Origin of the sequence: Botrimarina hoheduenensis, from assembly GCF_007859815.1 — a bacterium.
GTDB classification, from domain to species: domain Bacteria; phylum Planctomycetota; class Planctomycetia; order Pirellulales; family Lacipirellulaceae; genus Botrimarina; species Botrimarina hoheduenensis.
In genome coordinates, this window is sequence record NZ_SJPH01000003.1 from 73413 (window position 1) to 94257 (window position 20845).

The 20845-nt window shown below is 64.5% G+C and carries 13 protein-coding genes; 7 read left to right on the plus strand and 6 right to left on the minus strand.

Annotated features, from left to right (window positions below; all coding sequences use genetic code 11):
• Positions 1–1057: 1057 nt before the first annotated feature.
• From Pla111_RS07535 to Pla111_RS07545, 3 genes are all read left to right on the plus strand, one after another.
• Positions 1058–2647 (plus strand): sigma-70 family RNA polymerase sigma factor, encoded by a 1590-nt coding sequence (locus tag Pla111_RS07535; RefSeq protein ID WP_146572969.1) that lies wholly within the window; start codon positions 1058–1060, stop codon positions 2645–2647.
• A gap of 365 nt (positions 2648–3012) precedes the next feature.
• The gene (locus tag Pla111_RS07540) at positions 3013–4614 is read left to right on the plus strand and encodes a YcjF family protein (protein WP_146572971.1); all 1602 of its coding nucleotides are present in this window, start codon (positions 3013–3015) and stop codon (positions 4612–4614) included.
• A gap of 142 nt (positions 4615–4756) precedes the next feature.
• Positions 4757–6094, plus strand: a complete 1338-nt coding sequence (locus Pla111_RS07545) for a YcjF family protein (protein WP_146572973.1) — start codon at positions 4757–4759, stop codon at positions 6092–6094.
• Between the two features lie 53 nt (positions 6095–6147).
• On the opposite strand, the gene Pla111_RS07550 is transcribed toward Pla111_RS07545, so the two are convergent.
• Complete coding sequence (locus Pla111_RS07550; protein WP_146572975.1) at positions 6148–6639, minus strand: hypothetical protein; 492 nt, start codon at positions 6637–6639, stop codon at positions 6148–6150.
• A gap of 135 nt (positions 6640–6774) precedes the next feature.
• Between Pla111_RS07550 and Pla111_RS07555 the strand changes: the two genes are divergently transcribed.
• Together Pla111_RS07555 and Pla111_RS07560 are read left to right on the plus strand one after the other, a co-directional pair.
• Positions 6775–7587 carry a class I SAM-dependent methyltransferase gene (locus tag Pla111_RS07555; protein WP_146572977.1) on the plus strand — a complete coding sequence of 271 codons (813 nt, stop codon included), beginning with the start codon at positions 6775–6777 and terminating at the stop codon, positions 7585–7587.
• Positions 7588–7635: 48 nt separating this feature from the next.
• Positions 7636–8949 (plus strand): hypothetical protein, encoded by a 1314-nt coding sequence (locus tag Pla111_RS07560; RefSeq protein ID WP_146572979.1) that lies wholly within the window; start codon positions 7636–7638, stop codon positions 8947–8949.
• A 21-nt stretch (positions 8950–8970) separates the two neighbouring features.
• On the opposite strand, the gene Pla111_RS07565 is transcribed toward Pla111_RS07560, so the two are convergent.
• Positions 8971–9873, minus strand: coding sequence for an endonuclease/exonuclease/phosphatase family protein (locus Pla111_RS07565; RefSeq protein ID WP_146572981.1), 903 nt, complete (start codon positions 9871–9873; stop codon positions 8971–8973).
• A gap of 261 nt (positions 9874–10134) precedes the next feature.
• On the opposite strand from Pla111_RS07565, the gene Pla111_RS07570 reads away from it, so the two are divergent.
• Entirely contained in the window at positions 10135–11604 is a 1470-nt protein-coding gene (locus Pla111_RS07570; protein ID WP_146572983.1) for an OprO/OprP family phosphate-selective porin, read from the plus strand.
• A gap of 26 nt (positions 11605–11630) precedes the next feature.
• Here Pla111_RS07570 and Pla111_RS07575 read toward each other — a convergent pair whose 3' ends face one another.
• From Pla111_RS07575 to Pla111_RS07590, 4 genes are all read right to left on the minus strand, one after another.
• Positions 11631–13913: a glutamine amidotransferase gene (locus Pla111_RS07575; protein ID WP_146572985.1), complete on the minus strand. Its 2283-nt coding sequence runs from the start codon at positions 13911–13913 to the stop codon at positions 11631–11633.
• Positions 13910–16105 carry a BatA domain-containing protein gene (locus Pla111_RS07580; RefSeq protein ID WP_146572987.1) on the minus strand — a complete coding sequence of 732 codons (2196 nt, stop codon included), beginning with the start codon at positions 16103–16105 and terminating at the stop codon, positions 13910–13912. The genes Pla111_RS07575 and Pla111_RS07580 overlap by 4 nt, the downstream gene beginning before the upstream one ends.
• Before the next feature lie 73 nt (positions 16106–16178).
• Positions 16179–17090, minus strand: a complete 912-nt coding sequence (locus tag Pla111_RS07585; protein WP_146572989.1) for a DUF58 domain-containing protein — start codon at positions 17088–17090, stop codon at positions 16179–16181.
• 59 nt (positions 17091–17149) lie between these two features.
• Entirely contained in the window at positions 17150–18103 is a 954-nt protein-coding gene (locus tag Pla111_RS07590; RefSeq protein ID WP_315851484.1) for an AAA family ATPase, read from the minus strand.
• A gap of 210 nt (positions 18104–18313) precedes the next feature.
• On the opposite strand from Pla111_RS07590, the gene Pla111_RS07595 reads away from it, so the two are divergent.
• Positions 18314–20647, plus strand: coding sequence for a DUF4159 domain-containing protein (locus Pla111_RS07595; protein WP_146572991.1), 2334 nt, complete (start codon positions 18314–18316; stop codon positions 20645–20647).
• The last annotated feature ends 198 nt before the right edge of the window (positions 20648–20845 follow it).

The following is a 20845-nucleotide window of genomic DNA, read 5'->3' on the forward strand; positions in this document are numbered from 1 at the left end:
TTCATTTGGTTCCGATTGCTGCGACCAATCGCTGGGCGAAGACCTCACGAGCCGGTGGCTGTTAAACGAACTGGCCTTTCCCCCACACCGTACAGAGCAAGAACGAACGAGGGGCACCACACCGAAGCCCCGCTCGAAAACCCTCAGCATGTCGATTCAATGCTCTTTGACTGCACAAGTTTCTGACAAGACCACACCCTTACCCTCAACGTAATCCTTTACCAAATCGAGCCGACTGGCAGCAGGTTGGCACCGCGGTGGTAAGTTTGTCTGCCCCTCGTGTCCCTTCACGAACAACCGCTTTCACAACAAGTGAACGACACCACCAGACACGCTCACCTTTGCCCGGCCCCTTTTGCCAGCCAACCCTCCCTAACGACCCGCGACTGACCGAGTCTCGAACCGCTACGTCCGCCTGAAGACCCACCCCGCCCTTTAACCAACCACAACGAACTAGCAAGAAACCGGCGATCCCCCCGGGTAGATCCTGAGCCGATTGATTCTTTCTTCGGCTTATTCACTCACCCCCAAGGCAGCGCTGGCAGCGAACCTAACGAGAAGCACCGACTGACGACACGCGGCTCTCTCCCCCCACATCATGGGCGCGGCGTCTCGGCTCGAAAAAAGGTTTCGCGACGAAGGACCGAACTAGTTTGATCGATGACAAGCACAAGCCCTGCGGAAAGGGGCTTTTTAAATCAGAGCCTCATGGGATGAGGCGCGAAGGGAGACCCACCTCGCCGCCAGATCGTTGCCCAGGGCTTGTGCCCGCGGCCCTGTTCTGACGTTTGAGAAGGGTGCCGAAGCCTGCCGGCAGCAGGGCGAGGCGTTACCTAAAGCGAATGGCGCAACAAGCCTTTCGAACGTGACGCCGCCGCTGACGGTTTGTTGAGACATTTTCCAAACAACAGCTGCGCTCGACACACGTCGGGCACCAACCGAGACAGCCTTTTTACAACCGGCAATTTTCAGCGAATCGCGGGTCTTCGCCCTCCCAGGCAAACCCTCTTCCGCCGACCGCCGGATCCCCTGAAGCGCGCGTGAGGAGCACACCGACTTGTACGATGCACTGCTTGATCATGACCTAGCCGACGCTGAGGTCGATTCGTCCGACGTGCAAAATCTTGCCGGCGGGAGGCGAACGGATGACGAAGATGACGAGGCGGGCCTCCGCAGCGTTGCCGACGCCGCCCGTCGTAGCCAAGCCGCACGCGAGCGAAACAGCGCTACGGACGATGACGACAGCGAAAGCCTGCTCGACGGCATGGAGACCGAGTCATGGTCCGATGACCCGGTGCGGATGTATCTCACTCAGATGGGCGAGATCCCGCTGCTGACCCGCAAAGAAGAGATCTGTCTGGCGCGCCGCATCGAGGTCACACGCACCGCGTTTCGTCGCAAGCTGCTGGCGTGCGACTACGTGATGCAGCAGGCCGTCAAGGTGCTCGACCGCGTTCACCGGGGCGAGCTACCGTTCGACCGCACGGTACAGGTCTCGGTGACCGATCGGCTGGAGAAGGATCAGATCCTTGGTCGGTTGCCGCACAATCTGCGGACCCTTTCGATCCTGCTCGATCGCAACAAAGAGGACTACAAGGTCGCGACCAGCAAGTCGGCCAAGCCGCAGGCTCGCAAAGAAGCTTGGGAGCGCTTGGGCCGGCGCCGGTGCCGCGCCGTGCTGCTGATCGAAGAACTTGGTCTGCGGACCCAACGCATTGAGCCGATGATCGATGAACTGAAGAAGTTCAATCGTCGGGTCGAGCAGCTGCGTGACCAGATGGCGCAGATGAAGAAGAATCGCCGGCCGATGTCCGAGCGCAAGCCGGTGATCCTCGAGTACCGCGCGATCCTCAAGGCGCTGCAGGAGTCGCCCACGAGCCTGCGGAACCGCGTCCGCCAGCTCCGCCGCGTTCACGCCGAGTATCAGCGTGCCAAGCGGGGCCTCTCGGAAGGCAACCTGCGGCTGGTGGTCTCGATCGCCAAGAAGTATCGCAACCGCGGCCTGTCGTTCTTGGACCTCATTCAGGAAGGCAACGCCGGCCTGATGCGGGCGGTCGACAAGTTCGAATACCGCCGCGGGTTCAAGTTCTGCACCTACGCTACATGGTGGATCCGACAGGCCATCACCCGCGCCGTTGCGGACCAAAGCCGAACGATCCGCATCCCGGTCCACATGGTGGAAACCATGAGCCGCGTGCGCAATGTGTCGCGCGCCTTGCTCCAAAAGCTGGGCCGCGAGCCAACCCTCGAGGAGACCGCCAAGGCGGCTGACTGCACGATCGACGAAGCCCGGCGCGTGCTCGCCATGAGCCGCTACCCGATCAGCCTCGACCGCCCGGTGGGTAACAGCGAAGACAGCCAGTTCGGCGATCTGCTGCCCGACTCCGGTGCCGAAAGCCCCTCGGTCGGCGCGGCTCAGGAAATGCTCCGCGGCCGGATCCAGGACGTTCTGAAAACCCTTTCCTACCGCGAGCGCGAGATCATCAAGCTCCGTTACGGCTTGGGAGACGGCTACAGCTACACGCTCGAAGAAGTGGGGCACATCTTCAAAGTGACCCGCGAGCGGATCCGCCAGATCGAGGCCAAAGCGGTCCGCAAGCTGCAACAGCCCAGCCGCTCGGCGGAGCTGGTTGGCTTCCTCGACTAGTCCCCAACGCGAACCCTCGTCAGCCAAGAGCCCCGCGGTCCTCACCGGCCGCGGGGCTTTTCTCGTTGAACCCCTAACTTCCCCGGCTACCAACGGAGAAGAGATTGGCTCGCCGAGTAGGGCAATATTTTGCCTGAACGGCGTAGTTGGCTTAGCACGGGCAAGCAACGATCAAAAAGCTCGCTGCCCCGGTTTGCGTCTGGCAAGGATGACGGCCGGGTGTCGAATTGACTACGGTAGTTAGCGAGCCCGCCGCCAAGCGGCCCCCCGCTTCGTGCGGGGCGGACGTAAGGACTTCGAGGGCATGAGACAAGCTGGCGACCGGTCAGCTGCTCTTGAGGTCTTTCCCCCAACGTGATCTTCGCGTGATCCCCCGCCGTCCCTCAAAAGCCCTGCTAATCCTCGCCGCGGTCGCGGCGTTGGGATATGTGCTGGTGACCGTGCCGCCGCGGGTGGTGGCGCAGTACAACGCCGCCCATGAGATCAGTCCGTGGGTGGCTTGGGCCTATCTGGGGGTGGTGGGAGTGGGTGCCGTGCTGCTCATCGGCCTGGCCGTGTGGGGCGGCTGGCGGCTGTGGTGGAACACGATTGGCAAGCGCCGGCAGCTGGAACGCCGCGGCAAGAATCCCAGTCAGATGTCGCGCACGGCACGCGCCGAAGAGCTCCGCGACAATCTTGCCGCGAGCCGCGAGTACGCGTTGGGGATCGATGTGCGGCCACAGCTGCGTGCCGAGATCGAGCGGGCCATCGCCGACCTGGAGTCGCGGCGCGAGGTGCGTGAGCTGTGCATCGTTGCTTTTGGCACAATTTCCAGCGGCAAGAGCTCGCTCCTGAACGCCCTCGCCGGTCGTGAGGCGTTTCGCTCCGACGTGATCGGCGGCACCACGGTCACGCAGCAACGGGTGCCGTGGCCGGACTCGGATAGCGTGGTGCTGATCGATACGCCCGGGCTGGCGGAAGTGGAGGGCGAAGGCCGTGCGGCTAACGCCGCCGATGCCGCCGAAGACGCCGACCTTGTACTGTTCGTCGTGGATGGACCGCTCAAGGCCTACGAGCACGCGCTGCTCGAGCGGCTCGCCGCCATGGAGAAGCGACTCGTTCTGTGCCTGAACAAGGCGGACTGGTTCAGCCCCACCGAGCAGCAGGCGCTGCTCGGACAACTTGTCGAACAAACGACCGGATTGGTGCAGCGGGGCGATGTGGTACCCGTACGATCGCGCCCCACGAAGCGACCGATCGTGCGTGTCGCGGCAGACGGCGCGCAGGAGCACGACGAGCTGGCGGTGCCGGCCGACATCGGCCCGCTGGCGGACCGGCTGCTGACAATCGTCCGCAGCGAGGGAGGAGACCTGCTCGTGGCGAACCTGCTGATGCAGTCACGCGGTCTGGTTGACGAGGCGAAGCAGCGTGTGCTCGCGACGCTCGACGAAGAAGCCGATCGGATCATCGATCGCTACATGTGGGCCTCGGGCGGAGCAGCGGCGGTCAACCCGATCCCGCTGCTTGATCTGGCGGTGAGCACGGGCATCGTGGTGAAGATGGTTCTCGACCTGGCGGAGGTCTACAAGCAAAAGATCGACGTCGATACGGTAGTCGAGATGCTCGCGCAGCTAGGCAAGAACCTGATCGCGATGCTCGGCGTCTCGGCAGCGGCACCCGCGTTGGGAGCCGCCCTGGGCTCGCTCCTGAAGACGGTTCCGGGGGTCGGATGGATCGCGGGCGGATTGCTACAAGGGACCGTTCAAGCGCTAGTGACCCGCTGGATCGGCCGGATCTTCCGCGCGTACTACCGCGCCGACATGCAGACCCCGCCCGGCGGCTTGGCGGAAATCGCTCGTCGCGAATGGGCGCACGTTACTCAGCCCGACGAGCTGCGCAAGCTGGTCCGTCGGGGCCGAAGCAAGATCGACGCCCCCCCCGCCGACAAAGCCAACAGCAACGCCGAAGACCCGACACCGGGTCGATGAGCTAGACTCGTGTATCCCTACCCCGTGACTCGACCGCGAGCGAATCCCGCCTAGCTACCCAGCCCGTAGCCCCGCGGGTGGCGATATTTCGCGGATTGCTGATCGCCGACTCGGTTTTGCCTCGCTACCGATCTCCTGCCGCATGACCGCTTCGCCCCTTAACGACACCGACCTGCAAGCCGCGCTCGACGGCGTGGAGCAAGCCATCCGGCAGGTTGAAGGCTGCGACGAAGCCGAGCGGCGTGCGCTGACTGAAGAACTGCGTGAGCTGCGCGATCTGGCGGAGAAGCTCCGCAACGAGCGGATCGAGATCGTCTTCTTCGGTGAGATCAGCACCGGCAAGAGCGCACTGATCAATGCCCTAGCGGGGGCAACGCTCAGTGCGGTTGATGCTCGCGGCGGTTGGACGAAGGAGGTCTGGCGACACGGCTGGGAGTCGCAGTCGGTTGCGATAGCCGGCCTGGAGGGATCGAGCCTCGTGCTGGTCGATACGCCCGGTTTGAACGAGGTCCGCGGCGATCAGCGCGCCGATCTGGCGCGCCAAGCCGCCGAGCGCGCCGATGTGGTGGTCTTCGTCACCGATTCGGACCTCAACGAGTCGGAACACAACGCGCTGGCCGAGATCGCCGGTTATCACAAACCGTTGCTGCTGGTGGTCAACAAAGCAGACCTTTACTCGCCCGAAGAAGTCGAGGCATTGCGCCGTTCGCTCAGCACCCAGCGGGTTGCCCGACTGCTGGGCGGCGCCGAGAACCTCGTGTTCGCTTCGGCCGAGCCCCGCGAAGTGGAGCACTTTGTCACCACAACGGAGGGCTCGACACGCCAGGAATGGCGTCGCCCCCCCGCGGCGATCAACGGCGTTCGCGAGCGCTTGATCGAACTGTTAGCCGACGAGGGGAAGGCCCTGGTTGCGCTCAACGCCGCGATGTACGCCGCGGATCGCAGCGACCGCGTCGCCGCGCTGCGCGTGAGGATGCGAACCAAGAAAGCCGATCGGGTCGTGTGGGGCTACGCCGTCACCAAGTCGTTAGCCGTAGCGATGAACCCGTGGGCGGTCGCCGATGTGGCGGGCGGACTGGCGGTCGATGCGGCAATGGTTGCCACCTTAGGCCGCGTCTACGGATTCCCTATCACGATGACCGGTGCCCGTGAGTTGGTGATCGCCATTCTCAAGGCCGCGGGCTGGCTGATGCTTGGCGAGGCGGTTGTGAGTTTTGGCTCATCGTTCTTTAAGGGGCTCACCTTCGGTGGCAGCACCGTGCTAACGGCATTGCCGCAGGGTGCCGCGGCGGGGTACGGCAGCTATCTGGTGGGACAGGCAGCGCGCTACTATTTCGAGCACGGAGCCAGCTGGGGCGAAGCCGGTCCGAAACGCGTGGTAACGCAGATCCTCGATAACACGGACAAGGGCGCGATCGTCGAACGCCTAAAGGGCGAGATCCGCCAGAAGATGTCCCGCAACCGCCACGCCGGGCGGTGAGCAGCGCTGGCTCAGCCGTGCTGGCTCAAACGTGCGAGTTCAACAGCACGGGCTCAGCGGAGCGCAGCGATCTCGGCCAGCCGCCGTGCTTCGCCCCGCGCCCAGGCCGCTACTCTGCCGATTGTCGGAAACTTCAACGCGCTGGCCAGCACCAGCAGCAAGCCCATCGCCAGCGTCAGCGGCGCGCGGGTGATCATGAAGGCGATCAGGTTAATAAACGCGGCTCCTTCGCACAGTGCGCATGAGACGAGCAAGCCGCTAACGTAGGAGCCGGCGAGTTTGGCGGGCTCATCGATGGCCACGGCACCGAGCGAGCGCACGCTGGCATTGCGAACCAGATCGCCAAGAATCTGTTGGAAGATCATCCCGACTAGGCCGACGACCAGCGCGATCGTCACCAGCATTGACTGCGCATCGGCCCCTAGCGGGTTGAGCTTCAGGAAGAGCGTGATGAAGGCAAACAAGGTCGGGCTCGCGGCGAGCCCGAGCACAATCACCTGCATGGTCCGCACCTGCGGAGTGATCTCAGCTTCGAGGGTAGCCACGTATTCAGATTCTCCAGGAGGGGTGACGCAACCGCTATGGTAGGTGAGGATATCTATTCTGGGCAGCGGGTCCCGAGAGCCGATCCCGCGTAGGTCTCCATTATCACCGCCGCAGTCAAAAGAATTCACCTAACGATGCCCACGACCAAGAGCGGCTCGCTGTACGACTACCCCAAGTACTACGACTTGGTGTTTGGCTCGGACTGGAAGGCCGAATATGACTTTCTTTTGAGCTGTTTCGAGCGTCACGCCCGCTTGCCGCGCGGTGCGCGTGTCACGCGGCTGTTCGAGCCCGCTTGTGGCACGGGGCGGCTGATGTTTCGCTTCGGCAAGGCCGGCTATCCGACTCACGGCAACGACCTGAACGCCAAGGCGGTCGCCTTCTGCAATCAGCGACTGCGTCGGCACGGGCTGCCTGAGACGGCCTATGTGGGTGATATGGCCGACTTTCGGCTAGCCGATGTCGGCTCCAAGAAGCCGTTCGATGCGGCTTTCAATACGATCAACAGCTTTCGCCACCTCCCCAGCGAAGCCGCCGCGGAGGGGCATCTGCGAAGTGTGGCAGCCGCGGTCAGAAAGGGCGGGCTCTATGTGCTGGGGCTGCACCTGACCCCCGCCCGGGGCGAGCCCCACTCCGACGAAGAGAGCTGGTCTGCCCGACGTGGTCAGCTGGCTGTCATCTCGCGGCTGTGGAGTGAAGGGGTCAATCGCCGCAAGCGGGTCGAAACCGTCGGCATGAGTTTCGACGTCTACACGCCCACCGATTCGTTCCGTCTGGTCGATCAAACCGGTTTTAGGACTTATACGGCCACGCAAATGGCGGATTTGATCGGACGAGTTACCGATTGGGAGGTCACCGCCGTGTACGATTTCGCTTACGACCTCAGCGCGCCGATCAAGATCAACGGGACCACCGAAGACGTGGTCTACGTCCTTCGTCGGCGCTAGCCACCGCCGTCCGCTTGCCCGCGGCCGTAAGCCGCACGCTAATCGATCGTGACCCCTGTCGAAACCGCCGCAGACCCTGCGCAGCAGCGCGTGGTCACCGAGCCCTGGACCGCGTTTGCGGCCTGGGCAGGCGATACGCTCGGGCTGAAGGTGGCGTTTGATGGCGTCCGCTACCGCCTGCAAGCGGATCGCTTCGACGAGCCCCCCGCCGAAGCCAGCCGCGCGAGCACCCGCTCAGGACGGAGTTGGTTGCGGCGTCAGTCCGCCCCGCACCCGACACCTTCCGACAACACCGCAGAAGAGGTCGTGGCGGACCAGCCGGCTGACCTTCTCAAGCTTTTGCTCCAGCGGCTGCGTGATCTTCCCGAACCCGTCGCCGCGCGTCCGCGTGACCAGCCCGAGGCGGTCCACGAGATCACCAAACATCTGTTCTCTGCTTACAAGCTCGAAGGGGGCTCGGTCCACGTCGCCGGCTGCCGGCTTGAGGATCGCCCGTTCGTGCGTTTGAGTTGGCCCACGGAAGGAGACGAAGGCTCTCCACGCGTGGCCCATGCTTTCTATGATCTCGAAGCCCGCGCGATCGCGGCTCCGCAAGTCGCCTCGCTGGGGCTCGCCAAGATCGCCCCGCTACCAACCACGGCATCACGATCGGAGCACCGCACGCCCGAGGCCGCAATCGTTGCCGCCCAAGCAGCCGCCACGCGCGACGGCGCACCGCTCGACGCCGTGACCACCCTGGTGTGGGTGAAGCACGCCGAGGGGGTGCTCCGCTTTGAGTTTGGCGACGAAGCGCTCGACACCCCGTTCGTTGGTTGGGCGCGCACGCTGCAAGCCCTCCCCGTGGTGTGTCCGGTGACGGGCAGTCCGACTTTCCACCTCGCGACGGTCGAAGGGGGCACGATCGTCGCCGCCGAACAGATCGGCACTTGCTGCGTGTCGGGCAAGCGTCATCCCCTGCCAGACCTCGTGCGGTGTAGCGTAACCGGTCGGCTCGCCGAGCCCGAGTGGATGGGCGTCTGTAGCGTGTCGGGCAATGCGGTACTGGACACCGAGTTGATCGAGTGCCCACGCTGTGGAGAACGGGTTGCTCCCCAGGCCCGAACCGCCGGCGGCTGCTTAGGCTGCGACTCTCCGCAGCGGGTCACGGCGCAAGATCCGCGGCTCGAGGCCGTGCTGGAAAAACACCCCCAGCTGCGCTGCAAGCGCTGGCTGCTGGCCGAGACCGCAAGCGTGCTGGTGCTCGAAGCGCCCGGCTGGCTGCGTACCAGGCTTGTCACGGTTGACCGCGAAACACTCGCGATCAAGCGTATCGTCGAGAGTGCGCGTTTCTCGGGCGTGTGGCGTCCAATTTCCAACGGCTGAGAACGGCTGAGTCGGCCGCGATCACTCGCGCCAGCTCAAGACCGCACGCACGGGGAAATGGTCCGAGGGTGCCAGCGCTTCTGTTGGGGTAGCAATAATCTGTGCGTCGCGCGTCACGAGCGCTGCGGAATGCAGCACATAGTCAATCCGCCACGGATCGCCTTGCGGAGCGAACCCGTGGAAACTGCGCTCCGTGCCATCCGATTCCGGGTGCGCGGCAAGATAGCTATCGATCAGCGGTGTCGGACCCGTAGCATCTAGCAACGTCTGCAAAGAGTCATCTGTTGCAACGGCGTTGAGGTCTCCCATCACAATCGCGGGCCTGTCCTTGGCCAGTGTGGGGAGCTTGTTACGGATCAACTCGGCCGCCTCTTGCCGGGCGGCGGCGGAGATGTGGTCCCAGTGGGTGTTGAGCACAAACAGCTCGCGGTCGGCAAGCCGATCGACGAGGATCATCCAAGAGGCAATCCGTCGGCAACCCGCTTCGGGGTGTTGACTCACACGGTCGGGTGTCGCGCTCAGCCAGAAGGTGCCTTGGTCGAGCGCCGTGAAACGCTCCTTCCGATAGAAGATCGAACAGTGCTCGCCCGCCGAGCGATCGGCCGTGGGCGGGCCGTCTCGGCCGACTCCGTAGTCCGCGTAGGCGGGCAGCGCGGCACGCAGGTCAACGAGCTGATTGGCATAGGCCTCTTGCACACCCAACAGGTCGGGCGCGAGTTGCTGGACGAGCCCCACCGTGCGATCCCGTCGATGCCCGCCATCGGTCGCCAACCAGGCGTGGGGCTGGTCGGTAACGCGGCCCTCGACAAAGTCGCCGCGCAGATTGAACGTGACCGCCGACAGCGTCTGTGCCGGAGCGGGTCCCGACGGCAGAAGCGCCGCAAAGCACAGCAAAAGCCCGCGTAAAGGGATTGTTAAGTGCATGCTCTTTTTCGCTCGCTAGTCAAATGATCTTCCTCGGACCGTGCTCGCTGGCGGAGGAGCTAGCACCGCCCTAGCTTAACTACCTTCGCGTTATGGTAACGCAGGTAAAGCGGTTGCTGGCATCACGTGATAATTTAACGATCAGGCTGAGTCGGAGGGCTGGAAAGGGACGAATCCAACTTAGTAGCGGCTGACCTGGCTGCAACGCGCTAGCGGTGCCGGCAAGAGCGCTCCCCCACGATCACCAACCTGCGAGATGCTTTGAAGCTGCTTCGCCATCCTTGTGTCGTCGCATCGCTGGCTGTCGCTTTTGCGTGCGGTCTGGGGGCTGTCGCGCCGGCAGGGGCTGAGGAAGTACCATCGCTCCTGAGCGGCGACAACCTTCCACGCGAGACCAAGGAAGCCTCTCTCGAGGCGCTGATCGATCGCATCGAGCAGCTCGAAGCGACTCAGGACGAGTTACTGGCCGATCGGAAATCACTCGAAGAACAGCTAGCGCACCGTGTCGCCACGGGGCACGACGGCGCGACTATGGAGCTGAGCGGGCGTATCCATGCCGACCTCTGGACCTTTCCCGGCGATTCACCGGGGGTGAATGGCTTCGAGTCGGGCGATCCTACCGTTTCGCCGCAGGACGAGATCGGCATCCGCCGCGCGCGACTCACCTTTCAGGGGGACGTTGCAGACAACATGCTCTACAAGCTCGACCTTGAGATCGTCGGGTCAAACCATCCCGAATTTCGCGATGCCTATCTGGGCTGGCGTGATCTACCGCTGCTGCAAACGCTGCACGTGGGCAATCAGAAACGCCCCTACGGCTTGGATCACATCAATAGCAGCCGCTACAACGTTTTCATGGAAAGGCCGATGGTCGTCGAGGCGTTCAATCCCGGCAACCGGCGCCTCGGCATTCAGTCTTATGGCGTGTCCGACGATCAGGTCTGGAACTGGCGCTACGGGGCTTTCAATCAAGGCCTGATTCAAGACGAGTACGCGTACGTTAGCGATAACTGGCAACCGCAGCTTGCCGGTCGGTTGGCAAAGACCGCGTGGTGGCACGAACCAACCAACGGCCGTGGCTACGCGCACCTCGCACTCGCGGGCTCGTGGGCCGACACGGACCAAAACGCGCCGGTCGATAACTACGCCGGTTCGGGACGTAACGAGGCTCGGTTCGCAACACGTCCCGAGGCGCGGTCCTCCGCTTCGTGGATCGACACCGGTGTGATCGCCGACGCCGAACACTACACCTTGCTGGCGAGTGAGGGTGTATTGAACTTCGGGGCCCTCCAGCTCGTCGCCGAGCAACAGAACCTGTTCATCGAGCGGGCCCGAGGGGAGTCGCTCTACCTGCATGGTGCCTACGCGTACCTCTCCTACTTCCTTACCGGAGAGTACATCCCCTGGGATCGTGAAACCGGTCAGATCGGCCGCGCGATTCCGAATGAGAGCTTCTTCGCCGTCGAACGTCGGTGCGATGTCGAGCGCGGCTGGGGCGCTTGGCAGGTTGCTTGCCGCTGGTCGTACGCCGATCTAGCCGACCAAGACATCCAAGGTGGCGACGCCGAGGCCATCACGCTCTCGCTCAATTGGTATTGGAATGCCTACGCCAAGCTGCAAACCGAATACACCTGGGGCCAGATCGAAGCGAATGATCTGAATGCCGCGCCGGCCGGGCCCAACGCCGGCGACTATCAGATCCTGGGGACGCGGTTCGTGATCGACTTCTGATCGCGTTCTCGGCAGCGAACGCTGCATTAAGGCAAACCCCAACGACGCCGCAGGCCCCAGTCGGCCCCCATCAAGCCGATTACCAACAGAAAGAACGGCCAGTCGTCCCACGGCGTGTAACGCGAGGTGATCTGGCGGCGCTGCTCAGGCTTCTGCCGGGCAAGCTCAGCGAGCAAGTCGGGGAGCTCCTCGGGAGCAATCGTCTTGCCACCCACGTCGCTGGTCGCGGCGGCCATCCGCTCGAGGCGGTCGGGCTCCGCGGCGGGGCGATCGAGTTCGAGGTCTCGACGCGGCACGAGGAAACGCGCGGTCGCCTCACCGAGCGGCTTATCGGCCATGGAAGCGCTCACCCGCACGCGATAGTCACCAGGCTCTGCGGTCGCAAAGAAGCCGGCTGTTGAGCGGACACGGCCGTCGGTCAACGCAAGCTGTTGCGTTGCGCCCGAGGGGAGCGTGACGGTTGCCGAGTATCGAACGCGCGAGGGGTCTTCTTGCTGATCGGCGGGCAACCGAACCTCGGCCGTCACGTCGAGCCGCTCCCCCGGGTTGACGCGCCGAGCCGAGAGCCGCACGCGCACCGCCTCGCCATCGATCTCATCCTTCTTCACCAGCCACAGCGCGGCCTGGCGCCAAAATCGGCGGTGCTCTTCCCCATACCCTGCCAGCACCCATCGCCAGGTTGAATCGCCGGCCATGGCCAACACGCGACCAACCCCGGGCTGCCCGGCAACCAACAGGGGAGTTCGCTCAGCCCCGGCGGCAACCGCCAGCACTCGGGCGTTAAGCCGGAGCCGGGTGCGGTCGAGGCGATTCGCTCCGTCGAGCGGGGGCAGCTTCTTCCAGGCCGCCGCGTTGTCTTCTGCGATCCGCAGCAGGGGGTGGATCCCCTCAGCGTCGGCAACCGGTTCGATCCGCAACGGACCACGCACATGCATGTCTTCACGGACCGGTTGCCCAAAGGCCTGCCGCTCGGCCCGACCGAGTGTCAGCGGCAGCACCTCGGCCAATGGCGTATCGCGATAACCGCCGGGTCCAAAGCTATGCCTCCCGCCGATCATCAGCAGACCAACCCCTTGGGTAACCGCATCGGCGAGCGCACGCCAACTCGACTGACTCAGCGCGATGCTGTCCAGATCATCAAGCACCACAAGGTCGACCACGCCCAACCGAAAGCGCTCCGTCAGGTCGCGTCCCGGCTGGCGATAGTTAAAGACGATGCGTTCCACCGACACATCTGGTGAGGCACCGAGCGAGGCACGGACAAAGCGTTGCTCGATGCTTGGCGCGCCGCCGATACGCGCTGCGCCCGTCAGGTAGAGCACCCGCACGCCCCCTTCGCGAACCGTAACGAAAGCCCCTTGCTCGTTGTTAGCCGTGACGGTCTCGCCCTCGGCACCAGGAACGCGGAGCGTGAGCTTCCATTCTCCCGGAGTGGTCGGCACGTGTTGCAGCGCGAGCGGGTAGGTTGCTTGTCCGGGCCGAAGCACAAGCGGCTGCGTCTGAACCAAATCGGCACCGCCCTGGGCGTTCTCCCACAAGAGCTGCACCGCTACCCGGCGATTCGGCAGGCCCGCAGCGCGCAGAACGGCACGCACGCTGAGCGGCGCGCCGGCGAAGGCGTTCGGGCTTACGGCAAGATCTTCGATCGCCAGATCCACGCCCAACCCGGTGTTCCGATCACCGATCGGCACGGCGTAGAGCGGCGTTCCAAGCGTCGCGAGCCGACGGGCGGCGGCCAACGGGGGCGTGTCGCTGGATGAGTTGGCGCGCTGGGCACCGTCACTGAGCAGGATCACCGCGGTTAGCTGCCCCGCTGCCGTATCGGCGATCACCTCATCGATCGCCGCGCCGATCGCCGAACCGGTCTCGGTTGGTTCGCCCTCGATGCGGGCGGGATCGCCGCTCAAGGGCTGCACGCCCTCCCCAAAACGATAGAGCCGCAACCCTTCTCGCTCAGCGAGTTGTACGAGTGCCGGCTCGGCAGCGGCAAGGCTCTGCTTGGCAACCTGCCAACGCGTCCGCCCGCCGGCCGCATCAGCGACGCCCATGCTGCGGGAAGCGTCGAGGAGCACGCCAATCGCCGAGGCAATCGGCTCCGAAGCAACCGTCAGCAGAGTCGGCCTGAGCCAAGCAGCAAGCACCGCCAGCCAGAGCATCAACCTGAGCCCGGTGAGCCAACCGCGGCGACGGGGCGTCAGCGCAACCCCGACCGGCTTCACGAGCAGGCACAACGCCAGCAGACCTCCGGCCAACAGGGTTGTTAGGATCGGACCGCCGACGGGATCGATGGTTGCTTCCCAGCTGCTCAAGAGGCTGCCTCCCGAGCGGATCGATAAAAGCGATTCGAGACGAACTGTTCCCCCACGAGCGCCAGCACGGCCATTGCCAGCACTACGCCGTAAAGCTCGCGACCAACACGGCCCCGATCGATGCTCCGCGCCAGGGCTTCGCGATCGCGAACGATCTCGATCCGGTCGGAACCGATCCGCTCAATAAGCTCGGCTTGATCGATCCGTTCTAGCCGACCCGACCCGGGGGCCAGATTCACGACAAAGCGCTGTTCAACGGGGGTGCCTCCGGCGCTGGTAGCGACGCGATACACGCCGGCCTCGTCGGTCATCCGCACGGCCAGCGAGCCGGCCCCCGGCAACGGCGTTTGACGGACCGACTCGCCACGAGGCAACCGCACCAAGAAGCCTCCGGCTTCGGCACCGGGGGGCAACGCCACACTAGCCGTCGCGCCCGCGGTGTAGGTCAAGGGGGGCGCGGGCTCGGCGGCCAAGTAATCAACCAACGACTGCGCCAACAGCAAGAAAGGCCAAGGGTCGTCTCCCGTTGGCAGGAGATTCCAGGGCACGGCGTCTCCGCTGGCGGGATCGGAGACCGGCGTGGTCATCATCAAGACACGCCCTCTGCCAACCTGGCGTCCCACAATCGCGGCGGAGCCATCCGCATAGGTCGCAACGGTCTCGGCATCGCTCGCCGGGGTTTCGATTTCCCATCGCTCGAAGATCGGAAACGCCGACCACGGCAGCGAGGCGGCGTACGGCGCGAGCGGTGCGAGCGCCGGATGCTGGTAATCGATTGGCCGTAGATAAGTGCGTTCGCGCGAGCGCCAGCGGAGCTTGGCGGGCAACACGGTCTGCGCATCGGCACCGTTCAATTCCGTAAGATTCGCTGCCCCTCCGAGGAACACGCCCACCCCGCCGCCGGCGGTCGCGTAGTCCGCCAACCGTCGCCAAACGCTCCCCGAAAAGGGTGCCGGATCCAGCAATAAGACCGCCCCCGGGCCCGCACGTAAGAGGTCGGCCAGTTGGCGATCCGTCGCGAAGTCGGAAGAGAGCATGTTGCGACACGTTACGCCGGCAGCCGACTCGGTGACGGTGATCGCTTCCTCGACAAAGACAGCGCGTGACGGATCGTTGGCAACGAGCCACACCGTGGACGGGCGGATGACCCGCACCGCAAAGTAACGCGTGTCATCAGCGGGCAAGCCGTCGGCAGTAACCAGCTGCACGTAACCGGTATGCGTTCCTTCGGGCAAACCGTTGAGGGTAAATGTGATGGGGCCGTTGTCCGCGGCGGTCTCGGGCAGCGGTCGCTCGTCGCGCTTTAGCGGTCCCTCGGGCGCGTCGAGCCACAGCCGCAGAACCGCTTTATCGGGAGGATCGCCCACAATCTCCAGCGTGGTCTCGAGCTGGAGCGACTGTCCCGCAAGGAGCGTCGCCGAAGGAGTTTCCACCGCTGCGACACCAGCGTTGCGGGGCTCTGGTGCCCCAACATCGACAATCCGCAGAGTGATCTCGGGGTGCTGCTGCAAAAGCGCTGCAAGGCTTTCTTGCGAGGCGGTATCCAGCGACGCGAACGAGAGATCGGTAAACACAAAAACCTCGCGTCGGCCGGCGGGAGTCGCTGCCATCGCGACCAGCGCCGAGCCGATCGTGTCGGTCAGTGATCGGACCGCGGCGGCAATATGCAACCGGTCCACGCGTGTGGCCGCCACGCCGACATCCGACACGGCCGGCCGCGCACCTTGGGTCCGATCCACAACCAGGGTGGGGGTTTCGGGCGGCGTACGACTGAGCATCCACTCGGCAACTTCGCTCGCTGCGGCGAGTCGGGTCACGCCGCCGAGGCGATAGCCCATGTTCGGCCCGTTGTCGAAGACAAGCGCCATCGCGAGCCCCGTGCCGGCGGCGGTGGCGGGGGCGGGGGCGGGGGCGGTTGGCGCTTCGGTCTCGTTGGCCTCGGCGGGAAGCTTGGGAGTCAAGAGCGGCCGCGCCAACGCCAACGCGAGCAGCGCGATCGCAGCGCAACGCAACGCCAACAGCAACAGCCGCCGCAGGCGCAGGTGGGTCTCTTGCTTGCGGCGGGTCTTCTCCAGCAGCCGCAGCGCCGGAAACGCCAACCGCCGAGGTTCGCGCCGTCGCGCCAGATGCAGCAGGATCGGCACACCAATAAACAGCGTGCCGGCTAGCAGAGCTGGTGTGAGAAACGTCATGGCAAAGGGCGTGAGCGGGGCGGCGTCGCGAGGGCATGGCGCGACCCTGTCGCACCGGGCCGCACACGCAGCGTCACGCGCGGCGTCTCCTCTGCAGCAGGTACTCGGTCAAGGCCCGATCGAACGGCATGCTGGTGTCGAGCGGCACATAGTCCACGCCGCTCTTGAAGCACTCTTCGCGATAGCGCTCACGGAAAGCGGCGACGGCTTCGTGGTAATCCGCCCGGTACCCGTCCGCATCGAGCTCGACGCGCTGACCGGTCTCGGGTTCTTCTAGCTCCACCAGTCCGTGGAAGGGAAACTCGACCTCGGCTTTGTCCAGAAGATGGAACAAGATCACGTCGTGCCCACCGTGCCGCAAGCGCTGAAGCGAGCGGAGGACGGGCTCTTCGTCGGTCAGCAGATCGCTGAAGACCATCACCAGACTCGCATGGCGGAGCATGGCTGCCAGTTGGGTAAGACTGGCCGCCACGTCGGTCTCGCCCTGGGGTTTGAGGCCCGCCAGTAGCGACAGCAGCGTGCCAACTTGCGAGCGGCGACTCTTAGGGGGCAGCGACTGCTCAATCTTTTGGCCAAACGCCACCAGCCCCACCGGATCTTGCTGATGGACCATCAGGTACGCGAGCGCTGCGGCCAGGCAGATGGCGTAGTCAAACTTGGTGATCGAGTCGCTGCCCGAGGCACCCTCCCCCGCGTACGCCATGCTGCCCGAGAGGTCCATCGCCAGGTAGCCGGTGATGTTGGTCTCGGCCTCGAACTTCTTGACGTAGTAGCGATCGGTTTTGGCGTACGCGAGCCAGTCGATGTCTTTGGGGTCGTCCCCCTGGGTGTACTTGCGGTGCTCGCTGAACTCGACGCTGAACCCATGAAACGGGCTGGCGTGCAGCCCCTGCAAGAAGCCTTTCACGATGAACTCCGCGCGCAAGTCGAGCCGCGCGATTTGGCGGATAACGTCGGGCTTGAGATAAGACTCGGCGGCGGGCATGAGGGAGTTGCCCGGCAGGGCAGTCTGTTATTTGCGACCGAATAGGTTGGGACTCGTGCCTAGCTGAACTTCGGAATCGCGGGCGTCGGCACGCTCTCCAGCAGCCGGAGGATGATGTCTTCGGTCGTCATGCCTTCGGCCTGCGCCTGAAAATTGGCACCCACGCGGTGGCGCAACACCGGCAGGGCGATCTTCTGCACGTCTTCGATTGCGACGCTAAAGCGGCCGTCCATCGCGGCAATCGCTTTGCCCCCCTGGATGAGGAACTGCCCGGCACGCGGTCCGGCCCCCCAGTCCACCAGTTGCCGCACGAAGTCGGGCGCCGATTCGTCACGCGGCCGGGTGGCCCGCACCAACGCCGCGGCGTACTTGATGACGTACTCACTCACCGCGACCGAGCCGACGAGCTTTTGCACGTTGAGGATCGCCTTAGCGGAGAGGATCTTGCCGACTTCCGGACTCTCGCCGCGAGTGGTGGCCGCGAGGATCTGTTCCTCTTCGTCGCGCGAAGGGTAATCGATCTTGATGTTGAACATGAACCGGTCGAGCTGCGCCTCGGGCAACGGATAGGTGCCCTCCTGCTCGATCGGGTTTTGGGTGGCGATCGTGAAGAACGGATTCGGCAGATCGTAGGTCGTTTGACCGACGGTTACCTGACGCTCTTGCATCGCCTGCAACAGCGCCGCCTGGGTCTTGGGCGGAGTGCGGTTGATCTCGTCGGCCAGCAGGATGTTGGCGAACACCGGCCCCTCGACAAAGCGAAAGTTTCGTCTGCCGGCCTCGTCTTCTTCCAGCACATTCGTGCCGGTGATATCCGAAGGCATCAGGTCGGGCGTAAACTGAATGCGCTGAAAATCGAGGTCGAGTATCCGTGCGAGGGTGCTCACCATGAGCGTTTTCGCTAGCCCGGGAACGCCCTCCAACAAGCAGTGGCCACGCGTAAAGATGGCGGCGAACAGCTGCTCGATCACCAGGTCTTGCCCGACGATGATTTTCTGCAGCTCTTGCTGCATGACGACGCGGTGCTGCCGGAAATCTTGCAGCACTTCGCCCAGATTGCGCGGCTTGCCCGTTGTCGCAGCCGGTTTCGGATCGGCGGTGCTCACTTGCAGGGAGTCGTCGTTCAAGGAGTCGGGAAGGTGGAAACGCCCGGCGGGCGTTGCGGGAGTCAATACAAGGTAAGCTTACGCATCGACTCTCCCTAGTGACGACGGAAAGCCCCGATGCTCGACAGACGAACCGTAACGATCATAGCGGTTTTGTTAGCAACGCTGATGGCAGGGCCCGCCCGCTGCCAGCAAGGCGAACCGATCGACCCCACCAGCGTGCTGACCGCAATCGATCGGGGGGTGGGTTATCTGAAGCGTCAGCAGAACGCGCGGGGGGCGTGGAGCGAGATGACCACGTTCCCCGGCGGTGTCACAGCGCTGTGCACGCTGGCTCTGCTCAACGCGGGGCTCACGCCAGATGACCCCACGATCAGCGCCGCGCTGGAGTACCTGCGGCGTCTGGAGCCGAACAAGACCTATACCGTCGCGATGCAGACGATGGCCTTTGCTGCGGGCGAGCCGCTACGCGACCTGGCGGTCATCCAGCGCAATGTCGCGTGGCTCGAGGCGGCACAGCACATCGACGGAGAACACGCTGGCGGCTGGGGCTACGGCGCGGACCGCAGCGGAGCAGACCCCAGCAACGCGCAGTTCGCTGTGCTCGCGTTGTACGAAGCCCAACAGGTGGGCGCTCGCGTAGCGCCCGACACCTGGCGCCGGGCCGCCGGTTACTGGCGGAAGCAGCAAAATCGCGACGGCTCGTGGGGCTACCCGAGCCGCACCCGAGCCTCGGGAAGCATGACGTGCGCGGGGGTTGGTTCGCTGCTCATCACCGAGCTGGCCAGCTCTGATGGCGACGCCTTGGTCCAGGGCGACCGGGTCACGTGCTGCCAGCCGCACGAGACCGATCCGGCGCTCGCCAAGGGACTCGACTGGCTGGGGCGCAAGTTCTCGGTGACACGCAACCCCGGAGATCGCGCTTGGGAGTATTACTATCTTTATGCACTCGAGCGTGTCGGGCGGCTTTCAGCGCAGCGCTTCATGGGCGCGCACGACTGGTACCGAGAGGGAACCGAGCAGCTCGTGCGCTCGCAGGATTCGCTCACCCGTTCGTGGCGCGGGGGGCGACTCGACGGCGAGTACGAACCGCTCATCGACACGTCGTTCGCGCTGCTGTTCCTCTCCAAAGGCCGGCGTCCGATCTTGCTGGGCAAGGCGCGCTACGGCACGGACGATGCTTGGAACCGCCACCGCCGCGACGCCGCCCACCTGACCGATGCCGCCAGCCGAGCCTGGAATCTGCCGATGACCTGGCAGACCATCGACACAGCACAAGCCACCACCGACGATTTACAAACCGCCCCGGTGCTGTATGTCAGCGGGACCGAGGTCAAGGCGCTCCAGCCACAAGCCGGCAAGCTCCGCGAGTACCTCGATCGCGGCGGCTTTCTGCTGATCGAAGCGAGCTGCTCGGAGAAGCCCGCTTCGCGCGCGGGGGTTGAGTCGCTCGTCGAGACGATCTTCCCCGAACCTGAGCATCGCCTCAGGCGGCTCGAACCGTCTCACCCGCTGTGGAGAATGGAGCGCCTCGTGCGGCCCGAATCACCTTACGCCGGAGCCTTGTGGGGGGTCGACTACGGTTGTCGCACGTGCGTGGTGTTCTGCGAACGCGACCTGTCTTGCTACTGGGAGCTCGATAGCCCTCACCGACTGCTCGAGTACGCCGACACGGTGCAGCAGCGCATCGATGATGCCCGTACGGTCGGCCTGAACCTCGTCGCGTACGCGACGGGCCGCAGCCCCAAGGGAAAAGAGCAGCAGTTTGTCGAGCCGATCGAAGAGGTCACGATCGACGCCCTGGGTGAGCGTGGTTTGGTGACCGTCGCCAAGGTGCGGCACGCAGGGGGCTGCGACGATGCGCCGGCGGCGCTCGCCAACTTGCTCCGGGCCGCGGGGCAAGGCGACGCCCGGCTGAGCATGTCGGCCAAGCCGATCCCCGTGGGGGCCGATAGCCCCGAACTGCTGCGGCACCACTTCGCGTTCATGCACGGGCGCAACGACTTCCGCTTTTCGGTGTCCGAGCGCCGCGCGCTGGGCGCCTACCTCGAGTCCGGGGGCATGCTGCTGGGCGATGCTATCTGTGCCAGCAAGCCGTTCGCGCGGGCGTTCCGCCGAGAGCTTTCGGCAGCCCTGAACGGCCGACCGTTCGAGTCTGTGCCGGGTGACGATCCGCTCTTCACCGATGCGTACGGCGGCTACGATCTGCGCCGGGTTCGGGTGCGTGATCCGCAACCCACGGCAGCCAACGAGCCGCTAGCGGTGCGCGTACGCGAAACGCCTCCGCAGCTAGAAGGAGTCCGCATCGACGGACGCTGGGTGGTGCTGTTTTCTCCGCTGGACTTGAGCTGCGCTCTGGAAAGCCACGAAGCGATCCAGTGCCGCGGGTACACCCGCGAAGACGCCGCCCGGATCGGGCTGAACGTGCTGCTGTATTCGGTGAATCAGTAAGCCGAACCGGCGAAAAAGTCGCCGCGGGTGCTGCTGGCAGGTGCCGGGGCAGACCGCGGAGGGCGGCGTTCGCAAAGTCTGATAGTGATGCGATTTACAGCATCTGCTAGCGGGGGCAAAGCGTCTTGACGTCCGGCAAAGGGCCCTCCTAGACTCCGCCGCCATTTTATCCGGAGGCGGTGCGCGCACGGTGTATCG